The sequence below is a fragment of the Geothrix sp. PMB-07 genome, from assembly GCF_030758935.1.
In the GTDB taxonomy this organism is placed as follows: domain Bacteria; phylum Acidobacteriota; class Holophagae; order Holophagales; family Holophagaceae; genus Geothrix.
This window is the reverse complement of sequence record NZ_CP132333.1, coordinates 205,268-224,806: the sequence shown is the minus strand read 5'-3', so window position 1 is coordinate 224,806 and position 19,539 is coordinate 205,268. Positions and strand designations below refer to the sequence as shown.

Annotated in this window: 17 protein-coding genes; 8 read left to right on the top strand and 9 right to left on the bottom strand. The window is 65.1% G+C overall.

From position 1 onward, the window contains the following. Window positions 1-160: 160 nt before the first annotated feature. The 6 genes from Q9293_RS00975 to Q9293_RS00950 all read left to right on the top strand — a co-directional run bounded on the left by Q9293_RS00975 (window position 161) and on the right by Q9293_RS00950 (window position 8,661). Complete coding sequence (locus Q9293_RS00975) at window positions 161-2,848, top strand: sensor histidine kinase KdpD (protein ID WP_306249299.1); 2,688 nt, start codon at window positions 161-163, stop codon at window positions 2,846-2,848. Beyond that, the gene (locus Q9293_RS00970) at window positions 2,845-3,552 is read left to right on the top strand and encodes a response regulator (RefSeq protein ID WP_306249298.1); all 708 of its coding nucleotides are present in this window, start codon (window positions 2,845-2,847) and stop codon (window positions 3,550-3,552) included. Before Q9293_RS00975 ends, Q9293_RS00970 begins: the two co-directional genes overlap by 4 nt. A 406-nt stretch (window positions 3,553-3,958) precedes the next feature. Then, window positions 3,959-4,411, top strand: a complete 453-nt coding sequence (locus Q9293_RS00965; RefSeq protein WP_306249297.1) for a hypothetical protein — start codon at window positions 3,959-3,961, stop codon at window positions 4,409-4,411. A gap of 12 nt (window positions 4,412-4,423) precedes the next feature. Beyond that, the gene (locus tag Q9293_RS00960; RefSeq protein ID WP_306249296.1) at window positions 4,424-5,980 is read left to right on the top strand and encodes a DUF1800 domain-containing protein; all 1,557 of its coding nucleotides are present in this window, start codon (window positions 4,424-4,426) and stop codon (window positions 5,978-5,980) included. Between the two features lie 7 nt (window positions 5,981-5,987). Next, a complete protein-coding gene (locus Q9293_RS00955; protein WP_306249295.1) occupies window positions 5,988-7,166 on the top strand; it encodes a DUF1501 domain-containing protein in 1,179 nt (392 codons plus the stop codon). Between the two features lie 61 nt (window positions 7,167-7,227). Continuing rightward, window positions 7,228-8,661: a hypothetical protein gene (locus Q9293_RS00950; RefSeq protein WP_306249294.1), complete on the top strand. Its 1,434-nt coding sequence runs from the start codon at window positions 7,228-7,230 to the stop codon at window positions 8,659-8,661. On the opposite strand, the gene Q9293_RS00945 is transcribed toward Q9293_RS00950, so the two are convergent. From Q9293_RS00945 to Q9293_RS00925, 5 genes are all read right to left on the bottom strand, one after another. Next, entirely contained in the window at window positions 8,658-9,590 is a 933-nt protein-coding gene (locus tag Q9293_RS00945; RefSeq protein ID WP_306249293.1) for an ion channel, read from the bottom strand. The genes Q9293_RS00950 and Q9293_RS00945 overlap by 4 nt on opposite strands. 168 nt (window positions 9,591-9,758) lie before the next feature. Beyond that, the gene (locus Q9293_RS00940; protein WP_306249292.1) at window positions 9,759-12,146 is read right to left on the bottom strand and encodes a TonB-dependent receptor; all 2,388 of its coding nucleotides are present in this window, start codon (window positions 12,144-12,146) and stop codon (window positions 9,759-9,761) included. Window positions 12,147-12,367: 221 nt separating this feature from the next. Further along, window positions 12,368-12,847 carry a methylglyoxal synthase gene (locus Q9293_RS00935; RefSeq protein WP_306249291.1) on the bottom strand — a complete coding sequence of 160 codons (480 nt, stop codon included), beginning with the start codon at window positions 12,845-12,847 and terminating at the stop codon, window positions 12,368-12,370. An 81-nt stretch (window positions 12,848-12,928) separates the two neighbouring features. Next, window positions 12,929-13,681 (bottom strand): alpha/beta fold hydrolase, encoded by a 753-nt coding sequence (locus tag Q9293_RS00930; protein ID WP_306249290.1) that lies wholly within the window; start codon window positions 13,679-13,681, stop codon window positions 12,929-12,931. Then, complete coding sequence (locus Q9293_RS00925; protein WP_306249289.1) at window positions 13,678-14,709, bottom strand: M14 family zinc carboxypeptidase; 1,032 nt, start codon at window positions 14,707-14,709, stop codon at window positions 13,678-13,680. The genes Q9293_RS00930 and Q9293_RS00925 overlap by 4 nt, the downstream gene beginning before the upstream one ends. 155 nt (window positions 14,710-14,864) lie before the next feature. Between Q9293_RS00925 and Q9293_RS00920 the strand changes: the two genes are divergently transcribed. After that, a complete protein-coding gene (locus Q9293_RS00920) occupies window positions 14,865-15,011 on the top strand; it encodes a hypothetical protein (protein WP_306249288.1) in 147 nt (48 codons plus the stop codon). A 3-nt stretch (window positions 15,012-15,014) separates the two neighbouring features. On the opposite strand, the gene Q9293_RS00915 is transcribed toward Q9293_RS00920, so the two are convergent. From Q9293_RS00915 to Q9293_RS00900, 4 genes are all read right to left on the bottom strand, one after another. Next, window positions 15,015-15,413, bottom strand: a complete 399-nt coding sequence (locus Q9293_RS00915; RefSeq protein WP_306249287.1) for a hypothetical protein — start codon at window positions 15,411-15,413, stop codon at window positions 15,015-15,017. Window positions 15,414-15,882: 469 nt separating this feature from the next. Beyond that, entirely contained in the window at window positions 15,883-16,485 is a 603-nt protein-coding gene (locus tag Q9293_RS00910) for a DUF4337 domain-containing protein (protein ID WP_306249286.1), read from the bottom strand. 28 nt (window positions 16,486-16,513) lie between these two features. Continuing rightward, entirely contained in the window at window positions 16,514-17,653 is a 1,140-nt protein-coding gene (locus Q9293_RS00905) for an ROK family protein (protein ID WP_306249285.1), read from the bottom strand. Then, window positions 17,654-18,784, bottom strand: a complete 1,131-nt coding sequence (locus Q9293_RS00900) for a sugar MFS transporter (protein WP_306249284.1) — start codon at window positions 18,782-18,784, stop codon at window positions 17,654-17,656. It abuts the gene before it with no gap. 296 nt (window positions 18,785-19,080) lie between these two features. Here Q9293_RS00900 and Q9293_RS00895 point away from each other — a divergent pair, with 296 nt between their 5' ends. Then, window positions 19,081-19,539, top strand: coding sequence for a DNA-binding transcriptional regulator (locus Q9293_RS00895; RefSeq protein WP_306249283.1), 459 nt, complete (start codon window positions 19,081-19,083; stop codon window positions 19,537-19,539).

Below are 19,539 nucleotides of genomic sequence, written 5' to 3'. Positions count from 1 at the left end.
GCCCAGTCAATGAGGTTGAACATGGCCCTGGTGGTTATTATCAACCCGAACCCGAGCCAACCTCATAGGGTGGCCGGAATAGGTGTTAAGAAAGCGTTAGGACTTCATCCAACTCCCTTGCGGGCCTTCAAATCAGACCAAGCTGCGCTAGGCTGGCGCGATGCGTGAACCCCGGCGCCCCGATCCCGAACCCTTGCTCCGTCAGGTGCAGGAGGAGGAAGCGCGAGCCAAGCGGGCCAAGCTGAAGGTCTTCTTCGGAGCCGCCCCCGGAGTCGGCAAGACCTTCGCGATGCTTTCCGAAGCCCAGGAGCGCCGGAAGGAAGGCTGCGACGTGCTGGTGGGCGTGGTGGAAACCCATGGCCGGAGCGAAACGGCAGCCCTCGTCCAGGAGCTGGAGATCCTGCCGCGCATCGACTTGGCCTACGCCGGCCAGTTCCTCCCCGAGTTCGATCTGGATGCGGCGTTGCGCCGCAGGCCCGCCCTGATCCTTATGGACGAACTGGCCCATTCCAACGTCATGGGTTCCCGGCACGCCAAGCGCTGGCAGGATGTCCTCGAATTGCTCGATGCGGGCATTGATGTCTACACCACCCTGAACGTGCAGCACCTGGAAAGCCTCAAGGATGTGGTGGCCCAGATCACGGGCGTCCTGGTGCGCGAGAACGTGCCGGACACGGTGCTGGAGCGGGCCGACGAAGTGGAGCTGGTCGACCTCCCCCCGGATGACCTGCTGGTGCGCCTGCGCGAAGGCAAGGTGTACATGCCTGAACAGGCCCGCCACGCGCAGGAGCACTTCTTCCGCAAGGGCAATCTACTGGCTCTGCGCGAGCTGGCCCTGCGCCACACCGCCGAAAGCGTTGACGCCCAGATGCGGCGTTACATGGCGTCTGAAGGCATCCACAAGACCTGGGCTGCCGGCGACCGGTTGCTGGTCTGCGTGAGCCCTGGCGAGTTGTCGGAGCGGCTCATTCGCGGTACCCGGCGCATGGCCAGTTCCCTGGGCGCTCCCTGGATGGCCTTATACGTGGAATCCCGACAGCACCTGCGCTTCACGGAGGAGGACCGGGCGCGCATCGAACACAATCTGCGGCTGGCCGAAAAGCTGGGCGCGGAGACCGCCGTCATCGAAGGGGCAGGGACGTTGGAGGAGGATATCCTCACCTTCGCCCGGGACCGGAACATCACCAAGATTGTCGTGGGCAAACCCTCGCGGCCACGCTGGATGGAGCTGCTGCTGGGCTCCACCGTGGATGACCTGATCCGGCACAGCGGCGACATCGATGTCTACGTCATCAGCGGCGAACCGGGCCGCGAGCCTGCGGCGCCCCTGCTGCGGCGCAACATCACCAGCCCCGCGCGCAACTACCTGCTGAGCGGCCTGGTGGTGGTCCTGGCCAGCGGCACGGCTGGCCTCGTATTCCGTCGCACCGAGCTGGCTGACATTGTCATGGTCTACCTGCTGGGCATCCTGGTCGTGGCCACGCGGTTCGGCCGCGGCCCCTCCCTGCTGGCTTCGATCCTCAGCGTGGCGGCCCTGGATTTCCTCTTCATCCCCCCCTACCTCACGTTCAATGTGAGCGATTTCCGGCACGTGGGCACCTTCGCCGTGATGCTGCTCATGGGCGTGGTCATCGGCAACCTCACGGAGCGCATCCGCGCCCAGGCCCGCCTCGCCCGGGGCCGCGAGCAGCGCACCCACGCGCTCTACCGCCTGGGGCAGGAATTGGCGCGCAGCGCCGGTTCCGCCGCCCTGGTGGCATCGGCCATCCAGAATGTGACCACGCAGTTCCAAGGCCAGGGCGTGGTGCTGCAACCCGACGAGCACGGGCGCCTGCAGCGCCCCGACCACCCGCTGGCCTTCCCCCTCAACGATCAGGAGCTGGGCGTGGCCCAGTGGGTCTTCGACCATGCGGAGCCCGCAGGCCTGGGCACCCTCACCCTGCCCGGCGCCCGCGCCACCTACCTTCCTCTTAAGGGTACCGAAGGTGCCATCGGCGTGATGGGTGTGCTTCCCGAGGGCGCCCCGCGCTGGGCGGAGCCCGATCAACGGCAGCTGCTGGAGGCCTTCGCCAACCAGACAGCCCTGGCCCTGGAGCGGGCCCTGCTGGCCGAGCGGAGCGCGGTGGATCGCCGCCGGGCCGATGAGGAGCGACTGCGCAACGCGCTGCTGAGCTCCGTCTCCCACGACCTGCGCACCCCACTGGGCGTCATCACCGGCGCCGTAAGCACGGCCCTGGAAACCCCCGATCTGTCCGAACCGGCCCGCCGCGAGCTGCTGCAATCCGCCCAGGAGGAGGCCCAGCGCCTGCACCGCCTGGTCAGCAACCTGCTGGACATCACGCGCCTGGAATCCGGCTCACTGGACCTGCGCACCGAGTGGACACCGGTGGAGGAAGTGGTGGGCGCCGCCCTCAACCGCCGGGAGATGGCTGCGGAAGTCCACCGCGTGCGGGTCTCGCTGCCGGAGGATCTGCCCCTGGTGGCCATGGATGGCGTGCTCATGGAGCAGCTGCTGCTGAACCTCCTCGACAATGCCCTGAAGTACTCGCCCTCCGGCTCGCCGGTGGACATCAAGGCCTGGGCCGCCGGGAAGTCGCTGACGCTCTCCATCTCCGACCAGGGGCCCGGGATTCCAGCCGGTGAAGAAGACCGTATTTTTGAAAAACTCGCCCGGGGCCAGGCGGCCTCCAACCGCCCCGGCGCGGGCCTGGGCTTGGCCATCTGCAAGGGGATCGCCACAGCCCATGGCGGTCGCATCCAGGCCGTAAACCATCCGCAGGGCGGCGCGCAATTCCTGGTGACCCTGCCCCTGGGCACACCGCCCGACATGCCTGAGGAGGCGCCATGAGCAGCGCTGGGAGCAGCCCCGGCCCATTGATTTTGCTGGTGGAGGACGAGCCCCAGATGCGCCGCTTCCTGCGGGTGTCCCTGGAGGGCAGCGGCTACCGTTACCTGGAGGCAGCCAGCGGGCAGGAAGGACTCTCCCTGGCCACCCAGCATCGCCCTGATGCCATCCTGCTGGACCTGGGCCTGCCCGACATGGATGGCCTGGAGGTGGTGGCACGCCTGCGGGAGTGGTGCGCCACGCCCGTCATCGTCATTTCCGCCCGGGGCCAGGAATCCGACAAGGTGGATGCGCTGGATGCAGGCGCCGACGACTACCTCACCAAGCCCTTCGGCACCCGCGAGCTGCTGGCGCGGATCCGTGTGGCCCTGCGGCACGGCGGCCCGGAGGCCACCGCCGAACCCGTGTTCACGCTGGGCCGCTGGCGCGTGGATCTCGCCAAGCGCCAGGTGCTGGTGGACGGGCAGGAAGTCCACCTCACCCCTCTCGAATACAGCCTCTTCACCACCCTCATCCGCCACGCGGGCAAGGTGGTCACCCAGCGCCAGTTGCTGAAGGAGGTCTGGGGTGGCGCCGTCGGCGCCCAGCCGCTCTACCTCCGCGTCTACATGACCCAGCTGCGGCACAAGCTCGAAGAAGAACCCTCCAAACCCCGCTACCTGAAAACGGAGCCGGGCGTGGGGTACCGGCTCTACCTCGAGGACTAGGGCCCGTTCTCAAAGTGGGGTGTGGCCGCGCCAGAGGCGCCGTCCAGCCGCACCCCTGGCTGCGTTGGCGACCTCGAACGAGATCCCGCAGCGATGGCCCTTCCGCAGAGCGTGGCAATCCACGACGTCGCCTCAAGGCGGCTGCGGCAAAGTTCCACACCCATTCGCTTCAACCTTTTCTTTCTACTTCTGTCAGAGGACTTAAGACCTGGCATGGAGGCTGCTCTCCAAGCCCTCACACCCGCGGGAAACCTCCGAGCAAAGGCCATAACGAAGGACTGTTCCAGGACTGAAACACTCCCTGCGTCACGGCCCCCAGGCAGAGCTGAATCCGAAGAAGCGTTAAAAGCACCAGTGCCATCCGATTTCCACCTCCGGGGATTCCCCCCGCCTTTCAGGAGCCACCATGAACCGCCCCGCCCTCCACGCGGCCATCGTCTGCATCGCACTGGCCGCCCCCATGGCGGCACGCGCCGATCAGCCGGGCCACCACCCCGCCTACCTGCATGCGCTCACCGATCTGCGGCACGCGCGCGCCCATCTGGAGCGCCGGGGCGGCAACGCCGAAATGAAGTGGGATGAGAAAACGGCCATCCGCGAAGTGGATGCCGCGATCCGCGAAATCAAGGAGGCCTCCATCGACGACGGCAAGAACCTGAACGACCACCCACCCGTCGACGCGAAGCTTGACTACCGCGGCCAGCTCCACCGCGCCCTGGAGCTGCTGCGCAAGGCCGAGAAGGATTGCCGCGAGGAGGAGGATAACAACTTCGCCCGGGGCCTCCAGAAGCGCGCCATCCAGCACATCAAGGAAGCCATCCGGTTCACGGAAGAAGGCATCGCCAACTCCCACCGCTAGCCTGAGGTCGCCATGGCAAGCCAGGAACGAACCCGCCATCTGCAGCGCCTGCCCTGGCGACTTTGGGGCCTCATTGTGGCTTTCCTCCTCCTGGCTTCCTGGGCGGCCTTTGCCGCCGAAGCGCCGACTCGCCTCACCGCTGAGGATGCCCGGTGGCTGAACCGCATCACCTACGGCCTGGATGCCGCCACCGTTGAGCGGTATCGGCAGCTGGGCCGCAAGCGGTTTCTGGAAGAGCAACTGAAACCCAGCGGCCTGATCCTGCCAGCCGATGTGCGAGAAGTGCTCGATGCGCAGTCGCAAGCCCGGAAACCGCTGGTCGAGATGTTGATGGACGTCGACGCCGAAAACAAGCGCATCCAGTCGCTGACGGACGAAGAGGCGAAGCAATTGGCGCGGCAGGCCCAGAACCAGGCGGCCAATCAGATGGCCTCGGAGGCCGCGCGCCGCCACCTGCTGCGCGCCCTGTGGTCTCCCGCCCAGCTGCAGGAGCAGATGACCTGGTTCTGGCTCAACCACTTCAGCGTGTTTCAAGGCAAGGGCAACCTGCGTTGGACCGTGGGCGACTACGAGGAACGGGCCATCCGGCCCCACGCGCTGGGTCGCTTCCGCGACCTGGTCATGGCCACCCTCACCCATCCCGCCATGCTGGTCTACCTCGACAACGCCCAGAGCGCCGGTGGCAAGGTCAATGAGAATTACGCCCGAGAGCTGCTGGAGCTGCATACCCTCGGCGTCGACGGCGGCTACACCCAGCAGGACGTGCAGGAGCTGGCGCGGGTGCTGACGGGTGTGGGGGTGAACGTCGGCAAGCCCCGCAAGGTCCGACCCGAGTGGCAGGCCCTCTACCGCCAGGAGGGCGCCTTCGAGTTCCATCCAGGCCGCCACGATTTCGGCGACAAGGTGCTGCTGGGCACCCGCATTCAAGGTGCTGGCTTCGCCGAGGTGGAACGCGCCGTCGATCTGCTGGTAACCCACTCCTCCACCGCCCGGTTCGTGAGCCGCAAACTGGCGACCTACTGGCTGGGCGGACCGCCCCCTCCCGCTTTGGTGGACCAGCTGGCCCGCGAGTTCACGCGCACCCATGGCGACATTCCCTCCGTGCTGAGGGTGCTGCTCAGCTCCAAGACCTTCACGGACAGCTTGGGCAACGGCTTTCGAGATCCCATGCACTACGTGATGAGCACCCTCCGCTTCGCCTATGACGGCAAGCATCCCCTCAACATGAAACCCGTGGCCAACTGGCTCAATGCCCTTGGCGAGCCCCTCTACGGCCACGGAACGCCCGACGGCTACGCCCTGACGATGCAGGCCTGGAGCAGTCCCGGCCAGCTGGCCAAGCGCTTCGAGATCGCCCGTGCCATTGGCAATGGCTCTGCGGGCCTTTTCGATGGCGATGACGGCAAGCCCGGCCCGGTCACCGGCTTCCCGCAGCTGTCCTCGCGCCTCTACTTCGAGGTGGTGGAACCCCTGCTTTCCCCCGCCACGCGGAAGGCCCTGGACCACGCCGCCTCGCAGCAGGAATGGAACACCTTCCTGCTGGCTTCCCCCGAATCCATGGCCCGGTGAGGTTCCCATGCAGCGACGGCAGTTCCTCCTGGGCCTTGCCTCCACCGGCCTTGCGCTGAAGGGGATGCAACTCTTCGCCGCGCCCGCCGCCAGTCCCAAGGTCCTTGTGATCTTCCTGCGCGGCGGCTACGACTGCGCGAACGTGCTGGTGCCCTACGCCAGCTCCTTCTACTACGAAGCCCGTCCCACGCTGGCCCTGGCCAAGCCCGATGCGGCCGACGCCCAGTCCTGTGCAGCGCTCGATGGCACCTGGGGCCTGCACCCGGCACTGAAGGACTCCATCCTGCCCCTGTGGAAACAGGGCCAGGTGGCCTTCGTGCCCTTTGCGGGCACCCACGACACCTCGCGCAGCCACTTTGAAACCCAGGACAGCATCGAGGGCGGCGAGCCCCTGGATGGCCCGAAGGAATACGGCTCCGGATTCCTCAACCGCCTGGCCGAGGTGCTGGGCAACGCCAATCCCATCGCCTTCACGGACGGCCTGCCCCTGGCCATGAAGGGCAGCCTCTCAGTGCCCAACGTCTCGCTCAAGCAGGTGGGCAAGGCGGCCTTCGACGACCGCCAGATGGCCCTCCTGGCGGAGATGTACCAGGGCCATCCCCTGGAGGCATCGGTGGTGGAGGGGCTGCAGCTCCGCAAGGAGGTCGCGCAGGACTTCGCACGCGAACAGAACGAAGCCAACCGCAGCGCCATTTCGCCCAAGGGCTTCGAGCTGGAGGCTCGGCGCATGGGCCGCATGCTGCGCGACCGCTTCGGCCTGGGGTTTCTCGACATCGGCGGCTGGGACACCCACACCAACGAGGCGGCCATCCTCAACGGCAACCTGGGCAACCTGGGCAAGGGTCTTGCCGCTTTCGCCGAGGAGATGGGCAGCGCATGGGCCCGCACCACGGTGGTGGTGATCTCCGAGTTCGGCCGCACCTTCCGCGAGAACGGCACCCGCGGCACCGACCACGGCCACGGCAGCGTGGCCTGGATCCTGGGCGGCGGTGTGAAGGGCAAGCGTGTGGCGGGTGAACAAATTGCCATCGAGCGCAAGACCCTATTCCAGGACCGCGACTACCCTGTGCTCAACGAGTACCGAGCACTCATGGGCGGTCTCTTCCGCCGCATCTATGGGCTCAGCGAGGCCCAGGCGAATCAGGTTTTCCCGCGCGTGAAGACCCGCGACCTGGAGCTGGTCTGATCCTGCGAGACATGGCTCCCGAACCTTCCATGTTTGCATCCGTCCCTCCAATGGAACCCTGATGAGCCTTCGTCCCCATCTCCTAACCTGGGGTGCCCTGCCCCTCATGGCCTGCCTGACCCTTGCGTGCGGCGGCTCCAGCTCGCCCGCCACCAGCGCCCCGGCCCCGCCGTCCGTGACCGGTGTCCCCGTCGCCGTCACCATTCAGCGCACCAACACGGGCCTTCGCCTTGAGAACGGGTTCGTGGGCTTCAGCTATGAAAAGAGCAAGCTCAATTCCCCGCTCTTCGATGGTGCGAACGCTGGACTGGTGACCCTCTTCAAGCGCCTCGGCCCCGGCGTGCTGCGCGTGGGGGGCAACAGCGTCGACAAGACCACCTGGGACCCAACCGGGCCGGGCCTCACCCCCGGCAAGGTCGCGTCGGCGGATGTGGATCGGCTCGCTGGTTTCCTCAAGGCGGCCAACTGGCAGGTGATCTATGCGATGAACTACGCCACCAACACGCCCGCCCAGATGGCCGACGAGGCCGCCTACGCTGCCAAGGCCTTCGGCACGCACCTCTTCGGCTTCGAGATCGGCAACGAAGTGGACCTCTACCACTCCAACGGCCTTCGGGCGACCACCTTCACCTACGCGGATTTCCTGACGGAGTGGCGCGCCTACGCCGCAGCCATCCAGGCCAAGGTGCCCGGGGCCGTGCTGACGGGCCCAGCCTCCGCCTACAACACCGCCGGCTTCACGGTACCCTTCGCCAAGGATGAGGCCACAGGCATCAGCCTGCTCACTCAGCACTACTACCGCGCCAACGGCCAGCTCGCGACCTCCACCATCGACCTGCTGCTCACCCCCGACCCGGCCTTGCCGACGACCTTGCAGGCCCTCCAGAAGGCCTCAGCCACGCTCCCCCGGGGCTTCCGCCTGGCCGAAGCCAACTCCTTCTACAACGGCGGCGCGCCCAATGTGAGCGATGCCTTCGGTACGGCGCTCTGGGCCATCGACTTCCTGTTCACCAACGCCCTCAATGGCTCGGCCGGCGTCAACTTCCACGGCGGCGGCAACGGCACGGGGTACACTCCCATCGCCGATGACGGCACCCATGTGGTGGAAGCCCGCCCCGAATATTACGGCCTATTCATCGTCTCCCAGGCGGGACCCGGGGCCCTCCTCCCCGCCACCGTAGCCGCCAACGGCCTCGCCGTCAGCGCCTATGCCGTCGCGGCCGACAGCGGTAGCACCAACCTTGTGATCGTGAACAAAGATCGCACGCAGGCGGCCAGTGTCACTGCCAGCCTGGGCGCCTCCGCCAGCACTGCCTCACTGACCACCCTCAGCGGCCCCAGCCTGGACAGCCCCACGGGGATCCTGCTCAATGGGGCGCCCATCGGTGCCGATGGTTCCTGGGCACCCGCCTCCACTTCCAGTCAGCCCGTCACCGGCACCACGCTGAAGCTCTTGGTGGCACCGGCCAGCGCCGTGTTGGTCAGCCTCCGCTAGCCCGGCTCTGTCGCATCCACCAGGCCCACCTCCATCACCAGGTGCCCGTCGGCCGCAGGGCTGGTCATGGGCCGGAAGCGGACGCCCCAGAGCAGCTCGTCCGCGATGTACGACGTGCGCTGGTAGATGGTCTGGGCAAAGGTATCGTCGAAGGCCTTGATGAGGATGATGAACTCGGCCTCGGCCTGGCGCAGATCCTCGGCGGTGAGGCCGTGGAGCGGGCTGGCCTCGTCGATGGGGTGCACCACCGTCCAGCTGGTGGGAAACAGGTTGATCTTGCTGCGCTCCAGCGGGAGCGTGAAGTACTGACGGTTACCCGTGGCGGCATCGAGAAGCGTGAACACCACGGTGGCTTCGACCTCGATGAGCTGGTTGCTGCGACGGTTGACGAAGCGAAACATGAAACCCGTGTGCCCCCGGTACGGCGCGATCAGAGCGTGGTGGCTGAAGCACATCTGGGCGTGGGGCCGCGAGAAGCGGCCATAAAGCAGGCCCGTGGCCAGCGCGAAGCTGAGCAGGCCCAACAGTGACTCGAAGGCTGCCACCGCGCTCACCAGATGGCTCTTGGGACTGATGTGCCCATAACCCACGGTCGTCAACGTCTGGGTGCTGAAGAAGAAGGCATCCAGCAGGCGATCCAGCAATCCCTCGCCACCAGGGCGCACGAAATGCTCCATGCCGATCCAGAGGTAGATCGAGGCGAAGAGGGCATTGGCGATCAGGAAGCCCAGCAGCAGCAGGCCCAGGAACTTGAACCCACCCATGGTGATCAGGCGGTGGTACAGCTCATAGCTGCGCACCAGCGGCAGTCCCTTCCGGCGCACATTGAAAGTGCCGTCCTTGTTGACGCTGCGTCCCGATCCGGTTTTCAGAGCCAAACCCAGATCATCGTTGGAGCGAAAACGACTGAAGTCGAGAAGGGGGTTCATGCGGGGAGAATCCTGGGGACGGTTGGCATTCCCTCCACTTTGCCGGGTTCTCGGCCCGAAGGCGAGTGGGGTGGTGTTCGATCTTTCCTGGCAGGTGCGGTCTGCCAGGGCGCCACCACACGCCGACACCCCATCCGGGAGGGTCGGCGCATTCATCCAACGGAAACGCTAGAAGTCGAAGCCCACCGAGAGCGAGGTGCTCCGCGCAGGCAGCAAGGTGAGCACATCGCCTGGAGCCGGTGCCGAGGTGGTCTTGGCGAAGGGCGACACGGCCACGATGCTGTGCTTGTCCGTGAGGTTGGTGACGGAGAGCTTGAACCGGGCCTGTTTCAGCCAGCTTGTAAGGTTCTTCACCGTATAGTTCACGAAGAGGTTCGGGATGATGAAGGGATCGATGGCAATGGCTTCATGCACGGCACCATTGTCGTTGAACATCTTCCCGACGCGCTTGCCGAGCAGGCCAGCGTTCCACCCGCCCTGCTGGAAGTAGAGGCCCAGCGACTCGGTGTCCCGCGGAGCGTTCTGAATCCACTTGCCCGAATCAGAGTACTTCGCGCTTCCAAACGTGGCGTTGGCATAGAGGTTGAACCCGCCACCCAGAACCAGGTTGCTTTCAGCTTCGAGCCCCTGGCTCACCGAGGTGCCATTGGCGAACCAGGTGGTGTTGCCAGCCAGATCGGTGGTGGACGAGTAGGCGTTGTCGAAGGTGATGTGGTAGGCATCAACATCCAGCGTGAAGGCATCGGACTTGAACACCGAGCCCGCCTGGAAGGTCTTGGTCCGGGTGGATTTCGGCAGAACGGTGACATTGGCGTTCTTCACATCGAACACGTTGGAGGGCGGAATCTCATCACCGGTGGAGAACTGTGCATAGAGGGACCAGTTCGATTGCACCAGGTAGTGAAGGTCGAGGGAGGGCAACACCGCCGTGTAGGTCGCGGAATGCTCGATGGAGGCCGCGCCGCCGAGGTTGCCCACGGTCTTGCCGTTGTCTGCGAACTGGGTGAGATCCTGCTTGTAGGAGGAATACTTCACGCCCGGTGTCAGCTTCAGATCGGCGGTGATCTTGATTTCGTATTCCACGAAGGGCTGCAGCAGGGTCGTCTTGAATTTTTCGTGGAAATTGGGGAGCACAGCATCTACCCAGGTACGGGGATCCGCGGGCGTCTGGAAGCGGTTGGTGTTCGCAATTTCAGACCAGAGGCCCGTTCGCAGGGTGCCCGCGCCAGATTCCTGACTCAGACGGAAGATGTTGCCCGTGGTGCGGTAGCTGTTCAGCTTGTCGGTGCCGCTGGTGGCGGTGATGGTGGTGCCGTTGTAGTTCTGGTTGTTGAAGTAGGCATAGGTGTAGAGCTTGTCGTCCAGCTTCCAGCCGTCCCCCAGGTTGGAATACAGACCCACGTAGGAGAAGTCGGATTTGACGTGGTAGTTGTTGTAGCCCCAGTAGTTCGCCTGGGTCGGATCACCGCTAATCAGGTAGTTGTCGCCGAACTGGGCGATCTGGGCACGGGTGCCGCCCTTGGTGTTGGGCGTGTTCGCCCGCAGGTCCATGTAGGATCCGAAGGCCGTAAGCTGGGTGTTCTCGGATACGGCGAACTGGTACTTGGCGGATACCGCATCCCGGTGCTGCTTGTTGAAGGTCTGGTAGCCATCGGATTTCATTTCATGGGCATTGACCATGAGGTTCGACCGGCCCAGAGTCCCTGTTTCGTATTCCAGGCTGTACAGCGACGTGTTCCAGGTGCCGAACGAGCCCTCCGCGCTGATGCGCTGATCAGGTTCGAGAATGCGGGAAAGCAGGTTGATGGAGCCACCGAAATTGGTGGGCCCAAGGGTGGCCGCCGAACCAGGGCTGCGGTCGATGTTGGCTCCGCCCAGGAACTGGCCAGGGAAGAAAGCCCAGGAGTGGTGCGTGGGACTGTTGGTGTCCTGGAAGGGAATCCCATCGAAGGTGATGGTGTAATCGCCATCCGAGAAGCCCCGGAAGAAGGATTTGGTGTCGCCGAGACCTGGCCCGTTGGGGCTGTAGCTGAACATGCCGGGGGCCATCTGCACCACCTGCGTGTAGTCCACCACCGGGGCCGTGAAGTTGCGGACGAACTCGTCCCGCACATCGGACTGGGCCGAACGGGCGGTGAGGGAGCCTTGGGAAGGCGCCGTGCGCGCGGCCACCGTATCTTCCGCAGCCACCACGCTCACCACCGCGCTGGCGTTGTCCTGGTCCATCCTGATGACTGTTTCCGTGGGCTGGCCCGGGGCCACGTTCACCCGTGTGCCGTTCATGGGCTTCATGCCCGACGCCACCACCACGATCTCGTACTCGCCTTCGGGAACCGACGTGAAGCGGAATTGGCCGGTGGCGTCGCTGTCCTGAGTGTAGGTTTGCCCCGCAGCCAAGTGCCGCAGCAGCACATTGGCGCCCGCGATGGTTTTCCCGCTCTGGGTCCGGACCCGGCCATGGATGGAGCCCGCGGAGCTCTGGGCCTGGGCGATCTGGGCGATGGTGGCGCAGGCGAGGGCGGTCAACAGGACCGGACGCCAGGATCGAACGGACATGGGAACTCCAGGGCACGGGGCCACTGATCGCTTCCGGGGGAGCCACGGGAACCCGAGAAGGAGACGAAGCACGAAAACAGCCGTCATTCCCTAGAGCTCCGCGACGGCTGCGCAGTGGGGGGCAGTTCTGACTGTCCCACCCACCGGCGACCAACCTGTGACAACGCGGGAAAGAGGCTGTGCCAACAGCCTCAATCAGCCTTCAAGCAGGTTCTCCGCGATTAATCGCCGTCGACCTTCCGCTTGATGTAGCCCGAATAGTCGGTGAGTGCAGGCTTGTACACCTTGTTCAGGAGCGGCGACGAGATGAGGAAATCCGCAGAGCTCCGGCTGCAGGCCATGGGGATGTTGTAGACCACGGCGATGCGCAGAAGCGCCTTCACGTCCACGTCGTGGGGCTGAGGTTCCATGGGATCCCAGAAGAAGATCACGATGTCGATGTGGCCCTCGGCAATCAACGCGCCCAGTTGCTGATCACCACCCAAGGGGCCGGACTTCAGCTTGCGGATCGGAGAAGTGGGCGTGAGGCTTTTGGCCTCGCGGGCCTTGCGGACCAGGGCTTCCTCCACCAGGCGTCCCGTGGTGCCCGTGCAAACCAGGCTGTGCTGGGCCAACAGGGCGTGGTTCCAGGACACCCATTCGATGAGGTCGCGCTTGCGGTTATCGTGAGCGACCAGGGCGATGACCTTGCTCTGTTTCATGGAAAACCCCCACCCTCCATCCTTCCAGAACCGGCCCGGTTGTGCCTAACAGATGAGGGCCCTGCCCTCTGGCCCTGTGAATCAACCCGCTCCGGCGTTCAGCCATTGCCGGATTTGGTGGGCCACCCAGGCCCCATCATCCAGAGTCAGATCGTGGCCCGCCCATGGGTGGATGGCCAGGGCACAGGCCCAGCGCCGGGAGATATCCAGAGAACAGCGGCTTGCCACCAAGCCATCACCGGCACTGGTCAACACCAGGGTGGGAGCCGGGGCTTGGGCGGGCGCCTTGAAGCGCGCTGCCGCCAACAACTGGCGCAGGGCATTGCGCAGGTGACCTGGGCGAGAACGACGGATCTCGACCCAGGCTTTCCAGGGCGGCACGGGGCCAGCTTCCCGGCGGCTGGTCAGTGAGAACAGCAGACGCTCCCGCCCCTCGGCCGAAGGCGTGAGGGGCATCCGAAGCAGGCTGGGCCAGGCCCGGGGCCGCAGCCTTCGGTGTGGCGGGCTGAAGCCGCGGAAACTGGTGTTGATGAGCACACAGCCCGCGACCTCACCGGGAAACGCCTCGGCCCAGGCCGTGGCCACCATCGCGCCCATGGAGAGCGCGAGCAGGTGGAAGGGCGGTGCGGCTCCCAGTTCCACCAGCTGGGCACGGGCATGGGCCACCATGCCCTGCACGGTGAGGGGGCTGGCCTCCTGATGGAAGGTGCCGTTTCCTGGAAGGTCAACGGCGAGGATGCGGGCCAGTGGCAGCGCCGCCTGCAGCTGGCCGGGGAAATCCCCCCAGTGTCGGCTTTCGCGGGTGAGGCCCCGCAGCAGAATCCAGGTGCTCACGGCTGAACCTCAGGCGGCCAGGTGGGGTACCAGTGGGCCAGGGCGCGGTCCTGGTGGTCTTGCCGGGCGCCGCCCGAAGGCAGCCAGCGGGCGTGACTGCAGGCGGCCCGTGCGAAAAATTCCAGCAAGGGCACGTGGCGCCGCAGCACCCGCTGCTGGCGGTGTTCGATCAGGGGATTGAAGTTGCCCAACAGGGAGAAGAACTGCCGCGGATTCTTCTTGACCCAGCTCCAGGAGCCCATCTCCAGCGTCAACGGCAGGAACACATCCTCGGGCCGCCGCTGTGGATCGGCGTAGAGGTGATCCCAGAGATCGCCGTGGGTGAGGTACTGGCGGCTCTGCGGCTCGAAGATGTAGTTGTAGTTGCAGAGGGTCTCCTGCAGCAGGTCCTTGAGGGCGTGCATGTCCGGCAGGTTATGGAAGGGCGCCCGGGTGTGGGCGTAGGGGAACCAGATGCGGTCGGCCATGCCGAAGCCCGAATGGCAATCCACGGTGATGCAGAAACGGCGCGTCAGCAACTCGCTGCGAACCACCTCGCAGAGGGCCTGACTTTCCGTTTCCATCGGTTGTCCCAGGTGCCCCCGGAACCAGGGCAGGCGCGGACTGAGACGCTGGCCACCCACCAGCCAGGGCACGCGCTCCGCGGATTCCACAGGGGCATTGCGCATGAGATCCACCCCGTTGGGATTGGCGCGGGTGCCCAGCCAGGTGCCGCCTGGATTCACCAGCGGCATGAACACCAGCCGGACGGAATCCAGCAGCGCATGCACGGTGTCGTCCCACTTCAGCCGACCCGCGAGGTTCTGCAGGTAGGCCAGCACCACCTCTGCGCCGATGCGCTCGAGCCCGTGCACCCCGCCGAAAAAGCCCACCGCCGGCAGGGCCGGATCGGGGTTGCCGACGGAAACCACATGCACCGGCATGGGTTCCTCCCGGCACAGCACCTCGCACACCACCCGCGCCTCGAAGTGGGCGCCGCCGATATCGATGGTCTTGGCCAGGTCTTCGAGAAGGGGCAGCCGGGGCATGGTTCCATTCGGTCAGGAAGGGCGCGCAGTGGGCAGCATAGCCCGCGCCATCCCCACGCTTGGCGGTTTTCTATCGAGTCACACAACTGTCACCCGCAGGACACACGGGAGGGTGGGTCGGGGTCTATGGTTTGGAGTCCGCAGAAGGAGGAACCTTGCGACCCGCCTCGGCCCGATTCATCCTCCTGCCCATCCTTGCGCTGGGTGGCGCTGCGCTTTGGGGCGCCCTCGAATGCGTGGCTCTGCTGCGCTCCCGCCTGGGCGGGCGGTGGAGCCTGCTGGGAAAGGCGCACACGCACTAAGCCTCAGTGAGACCGAACCGTCTCCCCAACCGGGCAGCCCAGCTGCGCCAGCTGGCTCTCGGGCAGCGCCTTCGACCGGAAGGCATCCATGGTCCGGCTCACCTCCCAGCCGCGCACCTTGGCGCTGCCATTCTGCTCTGCAGCCAGCACCAGGTGGGTGGGTTCGGCGCCCCTGGCAAAACGGAGGAGGGTGGCTTTGAAGGCCCAATCTTCGTGGCCCTTGAGGCCCCAGATCACGCGGGGATTCCGCTCGTGCTTCAGCAGGGTGATCTCCAGCCGCAGCCGCGCCCCGTGGAACAACTGCACGTGGGCGGCGTCACTGACACCAGCCTCGACTTCGGTGAGGAAGGCCTCGAAGCCTTCGCTTGATACGGGTTGCTCAGCAGTCTGGGTGGCTGGCATGGGTCGCTCCGCAGCACCGGGGGATATCGTCGCCTTCGGCCTAAGAGGTTACCGCAACCAGGAAGGCAGGAGCCGGGCCAGGTCCTTTCCGATGAAGAGCAGGATCTCGGAAAGAATGAGCAGGATGACGATCCCCTCCAGGCGATGGTTCTTGCGGGGATCCAGCAGCCCCAGAAAGGTGGCACCGGCATCCTGCAGGTAGGCCCGTTTTTCGCGGATGGCCCCAGCCGCTCTTCCGGATCGAATTGATCGTAGAGACCGCTGTCGAGATGGGCCAGTGCCAGGCTTGCAATCCGCAGCCTGTCCAACGTGAGCTCCCGCAAATCCACTCCGCTGAAGCCCACCGCATCCTCGACGGCGCCCAGTTTCGCCATGAGGAAGCCCCGGACCCGTTCCTCCAACCGGTCCAGTCCCCGAAGCGATTTCAGTTCTTCATGCACCCACTGAATCAAGGCTGCGGGCAACCGAGCTAGCCCAGCACCTTCGCCATGAGATCGGAGTGCAGATTCCAGTGGAAGAAGCCCGCCAGGCCGAAGAGCATGCCCAGGGAGGCGAACACGCAAGCCACAGCGAAGAGCCACCGCTTCTTCGTGAGGGCCGTGACGCCCGCCAAAGCCACAGCGACACTCAGGCAGGCCTCGGCCAGATCGAACTGGTCATCGTGGATGTTCATGCTGTCGTAGTCCTTGGCGGCCTGCACCGCTTCGCCCTTGATCTGCTCTTTCTCCTTCTCGTATTTCTTCGCCGCCACCTCCTGGGCCTGGATCTTGGCCTCCACCCTGGCCTTCACCTCGGGCTTCAGGCCCGGGTTCATCTCCAGCTGCGTGCGCAGCATGTCGGCGGAGTTCTCGGCGATGTGCTGCTTGGTGCTCTTGCTCTGGTAGAAGGCCCACTGATCGATGGCCTTGGCCTGGGACTGCTGCATGGCCTGCACCACGTTGCCGTCCTTCACGTTGCACAGGGCCATGAAGGTGGCCACCACCGCCACTAAAAGGGCGATGTAGCCGTTGAAGCGGCTTTCATCGGCGTGTTCAGAAACCTCATCCTGAATCTTGTCGAGGGCTTCGGCCATGGCTGCTCCGCGGGAATGAATGGCCAGTTTAGGCCAGGTTTGCAACGTCCCTATGACCGGAGGTGATCCGGTCCAGTTCCGTCAAGGCAAAGGCGTAGGCCCCCAGGGCTGTGGCTCGGCTGGTGCCCAGGCGGGAGAGGCCGACGCCCACGCGCTTGAGCGGATCGTAGGGCACTTGCCGCCCGCTGCCGGGCACCGTCAACAGCCGGGATTCGCCGCGCAGGAAGGCGGTGCGCCCGGTGGCATCCTCCAGATTGAAGGCCGCCGATTCCAGGCGGGGCCCGAAGGTCGCCGCGGCGCAGCGGAGCTCGCTGTTCATTTCCCGCACGGCCGCCGGCAGGATCAAGTCCGCCGCGCCGGAAAGGCCGCCGCCCACCACCACCAGGGCATCCACCAGGGTGGTGGCGTTGGCCAAGGCATCTCCCAGCACTTCGCCCAGGCGCCGGAAGGCCTCGATGGCGGCCGCCTGATCGCCCTTCCCTTCTCCCCGGGCGATGCGATGGATCGCCGCAGGTTCCGGGCAGGCTTCCAGAGACAGCCCCGCGCCTTCCGCATAGGCCCGGCGCACCGCACGGATGCTGATGCCCTCTTCGGCGGTAGCGCCGGGATCCAGTTTGTTCCGCATGGACCAGATCTCCGCCCCTGCACCGTTGTCGCCCCGGTAAAGTCGGCCACCCTGCACCAGGCCGCCGCCGAAGCCCGTGCCCAGGGTGACGCCCAGCAGGTTGCGGTAGCGCTTGGGGCTGCCCACTTCCTCCAGGGCCAGGTTCACCTCGGGCAGCAGGCCTGCCATGGCCTCGCCGTAGGCAAAGAGGTCGCCATCGTTGTTGATGAACACCGGAATGCCGAAGTGATCCTCCAGCAGGGGCCCCAGGGGCACGCCGCCCCGAAAGGCGGGAAGGTTGGCCAAGTCGCCGATGATGCCTGCGGGATAATCCGAGGGCCCCGGAAAGGCGAAGCTGATGGCCGCAGCGGGGCCATCCAGCCGGGAGCGGCTCTGCTCGAAACCTTCCGTGATGGTCGCGAGGCAGCGTGTGAGATCCTCACCGTGGGTGGGCAGAGAGAGCGGTTCCAGCAGTTCCTCGCCACCCTTCATGGCGCCGAAGACCAGGTTGGTTCCCCCCGCATCCAGCGTGAGAACCATGCGCGAATCCTGGGTCAGGCTCATCTAGGACTCCGTCCTTCGGCCGCCCTTGAGCGACAGGAAAAGAAGGAAGGCGAAACCGCCGAGGGGAACGATGAACGCCAGCGGCGACGCGCCGCCGCCCAGTCGGCCCATGAGAAGCGGCAGCACCGCGCCGCCTGAAATGGCCATGCACATGAGGCCAGAAAGTTCCGAAGCCCGTACTGGATCTTCTTCCACCGTGAGGGCAAACAGCATGGGCCAGATGTTCGCGAAGCCCAGGCCACCCAAGACCACCGCAGGCAGGAGCGCCGCCTTCAGGCCTGTCATCAGCAGCGCCAGCCCCACGGTGCCCAACGTGGCGCTGATGCGAAGGAAGGTCTGAGCGCTCACCTTCAGCAGGCCCGCCACCAGGCGACCCGCCGTGAGCGCCCCGAAGAAGAGCGCAGGCCCCAACAGGGCGGCGCGGTCCGGCGCATAGCCATGGGCAATGAAAGCGGGCTTCAGGAAGGTGCCCATGCAGACTTCGGCGCCCACGTAGAGGAAGATGCCCAGCACCGCCTGGGCGAAGACGGGCACCTTCAGAAGCGCCAGACAGCTGCCCACGCTGGGCGGATGTTCCGCAGGGCTTTCCTCGATGCGCAGGGTGCTCACCGACAAGAGGGCCACCAGCATCAAGGCGAAAAAGACCGGGAAAGCAGCTCGCCAACTCAGGGCGGCAAAGACTGCCAGGGAGGATATGGCGGTCACCAGATAGGCCGAGGCGGTCGAACCCACCCCCTTGATGCCCTGGGCCAGGGCCAGGTTGCGGCTGTAGGCCCCGGGTGCGCTGACATCCCGCATGATGGGATTACCCGCCACCTGCAGCAGGGTGGTGCCCACGCCCAGCAGGAAGATGCAGAAAAGCAACAAGGGGAAAGGGGGGTCCAGGAAGGTGGGTACCGCCACTGCCACCACGTTCAAGCCCAGCCCGGCAAGAAGCAGTTTCTTCTTGCCGATGCGCGTGGCCAGCACCCCCGCGGGAACGCTGAAAAACGCAAAAGCGATAAATACAAAAAAGGGCATGAGGGCCGCCATGACGGGATTGGCGGATACGGCACTGGAGAGCGGCCCCATGGCGTCGGCCACGCCCATCAGCAGGAAGGCCAGGAAAATGGGCAGTGACTTAAGGGTCATGATGCAACTCCAGAAGCGGCTGATGCGGTCAGAATGCCAGGCATCGTCTTTCCAAAACCCTGTTCTGCCCTCCCGACAGATTTCAGGCAGAGAATGCCGACGGGAATTTCCTCGAAACGGTTAGCATTGACCTCGGGTATTCAGGATCTAAAAGGGAAATTGATGGTTCGCGCAATATAATAGACCTGATACTCTTTTTGCTTGCACTGAGGGTTTCAATCCATCTGCCTTGAGGGGCTAATCCATTATTCCAGATGGTGATGGTTGATGCCGATTCATTGAATAGGAGCACTGTCATGCCAAACATCGCATCTGTCCTAAAAGAGGAAATCCTCCGTCTGGCCCGCAAGGAAGTGCGGAACGAAACCGAGGGGTTAAAGAAGGCTTCGGCGCAGTACCGCTCAGAAATCGCCGCCCTCAAACGCCGCGCGGCCAGCCTCGAAAAACAGCTCCAACACGTCGCCAAGAAGGATGCTTCCAAGGCTGCCGCGCCCACGGATGCCGAAGGCGGCCTCCGCGTGCGCTTCAGCGCCAAGGGCTTGGCCACACAGAGGCAGAAGCTCGGCATCTCGGCTGCCGAAATGGGCCTGCTGCTGAACGTCTCCGCCCAGACCATCTACAATTGGGAAGCGGGCAAATCGCGGCCCCGCCAGCAGCAGCTGGGCGCCATCGCCACCTTGCGCGGCCTGGGCAAACGAAAGATCAAGGCCCAGTTGCAGGAACTGACCGCGACCGAAGAAAAGACCGCCGAGTAG

Coding starts and splice junctions, on each gene's coding strand:
- Q9293_RS00925 (WP_306249289.1), bottom strand. CDS start 14,709: ATGCCCCGGCTGCCCCTTCTCGAAGACCTGGCCAAGACCATCGATATC.
- Q9293_RS00950 (WP_306249294.1), top strand. CDS start 7,228: ATGAGCCTTCGTCCCCATCTCCTAACCTGGGGTGCCCTGCCCCTCATG.
- Q9293_RS00935 (WP_306249291.1), bottom strand. CDS start 12,847: ATGAAACAGAGCAAGGTCATCGCCCTGGTCGCTCACGATAACCGCAAG.
- Q9293_RS00895 (WP_306249283.1), top strand. CDS start 19,081: ATGCCAAACATCGCATCTGTCCTAAAAGAGGAAATCCTCCGTCTGGCC.
- Q9293_RS00945 (WP_306249293.1), bottom strand. CDS start 9,590: ATGAACCCCCTTCTCGACTTCAGTCGTTTTCGCTCCAACGATGATCTG.
- Q9293_RS00910 (WP_306249286.1), bottom strand. CDS start 16,485: ATGGCCGAAGCCCTCGACAAGATTCAGGATGAGGTTTCTGAACACGCC.
- Q9293_RS00975 (WP_306249299.1), top strand. CDS start 161: ATGCGTGAACCCCGGCGCCCCGATCCCGAACCCTTGCTCCGTCAGGTG.
- Q9293_RS00960 (WP_306249296.1), top strand. CDS start 4,424: ATGGCAAGCCAGGAACGAACCCGCCATCTGCAGCGCCTGCCCTGGCGA.
- Q9293_RS00970 (WP_306249298.1), top strand. CDS start 2,845: ATGAGCAGCGCTGGGAGCAGCCCCGGCCCATTGATTTTGCTGGTGGAG.
- Q9293_RS00940 (WP_306249292.1), bottom strand. CDS start 12,146: ATGTCCGTTCGATCCTGGCGTCCGGTCCTGTTGACCGCCCTCGCCTGC.
- Q9293_RS00900 (WP_306249284.1), bottom strand. CDS start 18,784: ATGACCCTTAAGTCACTGCCCATTTTCCTGGCCTTCCTGCTGATGGGC.
- Q9293_RS00915 (WP_306249287.1), bottom strand. CDS start 15,413: ATGCCAGCCACCCAGACTGCTGAGCAACCCGTATCAAGCGAAGGCTTC.
- Q9293_RS00905 (WP_306249285.1), bottom strand. CDS start 17,653: ATGAGCCTGACCCAGGATTCGCGCATGGTTCTCACGCTGGATGCGGGG.
- Q9293_RS00955 (WP_306249295.1), top strand. CDS start 5,988: ATGCAGCGACGGCAGTTCCTCCTGGGCCTTGCCTCCACCGGCCTTGCG.
- Q9293_RS00965 (WP_306249297.1), top strand. CDS start 3,959: ATGAACCGCCCCGCCCTCCACGCGGCCATCGTCTGCATCGCACTGGCC.